1 protein-coding gene is annotated in these 1,223 nt (G+C 74.3%); it reads left to right on the forward strand.

The window, feature by feature from the left end; genetic code table 11:
- Window positions 1-1,074, forward strand: a 1,074-nt coding sequence (locus tag OZN99_RS31980; protein WP_270939218.1) for a L,D-transpeptidase family protein, incomplete at its 5' end; no start/stop codon positions are given.
- Window positions 1,075-1,223 lie beyond the last annotated feature (149 nt).

Here is a 1,223-nt window from a genome sequence, read left to right on the forward strand (position 1 = left end):
GCGGAGCTGGCGCGCGCGAAGGACCTGGCCCGGCGCGGCTGGGGCAGCATCCCGGGCGACGCCACCATCGAGCCCGGCAGCACCGATCCGGTGCGCGTGCCCGCGCTGCGTGCCCGCCTGGCGGCGGAGGACCCGGTGCTGGCGGCCGCCCCGGATCGCGGCGCCTTCTACGACCCGGCGCTGGAGGCGGGGGTGCGCCGCTGGCAGCAGGCGATGGGCCTCGAGGTGGATGGCCGCGTCGGGCGCATCTCGCTCGGCCTGCTGAACCGGCCGCCCGGGGCGCGGGTGGACCAGCTGCGGGTCGCGCTCGACATGCGCCGCGCCGCCGCGCCGGAAGGCCGCGACCGCCGCATCGAGGTGAACGTCCCCGACTTCCGCCTGGCCGTGCTGGAGGACGGGCGCGAGGTGCTCGCCATGGCCGTCATCGTCGGCCGCCGCGACCGGCAGACGCCGATGCTGCGCGTGCGCATGACGGCGATCCAGTTCAACCCGCCCTGGGGCGTGCCGGAGCGCAATGCGCGGGAGGACCTGCTGCCCCGCCTGCGCCGCGATCCCCAGGCCGTGCTGGATCGCGGCTTCCGCATCTTTCAATTCGTGAACGGCGAGCGGGTTGAGGTGGACCCGCGTACGGTGGATTGGTCGCAGTATACGAACCAGCGCTTCCCCTTCGTGATCCGCCAGGATGCGGGGGACGCGAATGCGCTGGGCCGCATCAAGTTCATCATGCCGAATGGCGACGACATCTTCATGCACGACACGCCCGACCGCCACCTGTTCCGCCGGCCCGACCGCGCCTTCTCCTCCGGCTGCATCCGGCTGGAGCGGCCGATGGATTTCATGGCGATGCTGCTGGAGGGCTCGCCCGGCTGGAACGTGGAGCGCGCCCAGCGCGCCATCGACAGCCGCGTGACAAGCGCGATGACGCTCGGCCGCAGCCTGCCGGTGCTGCTGCGCTACCAGACGGCGGTGGTCGAGGGCGGGCGCGTGCGCATCCGCCCCGATATCTACGGCCTCGACGAGGCCTATGCGCGGGCGCTGAACGCGGCCCCGCGGGCGCAGGTCGCCGCACTCTGATGCCTCCGTTCCCCGGTCACGATGCGCTCTGCCCCTGCTGCGGGGCGGAGCAGGTGACGCCGCGACGCGGCTTCCTGGCCGCGGCGGTCGGCGTGGCGGCGGCGCTCGCCGTGCCGCCGGCGCTGGCGCAGGCGTCGGCGCGCACGCTG

It is taken from the genome of Falsiroseomonas oryzae, assembly GCF_027856955.1.
GTDB classification, from domain to species: Bacteria; Pseudomonadota; Alphaproteobacteria; order Acetobacterales; family Acetobacteraceae; genus Falsiroseomonas; species Falsiroseomonas oryzae.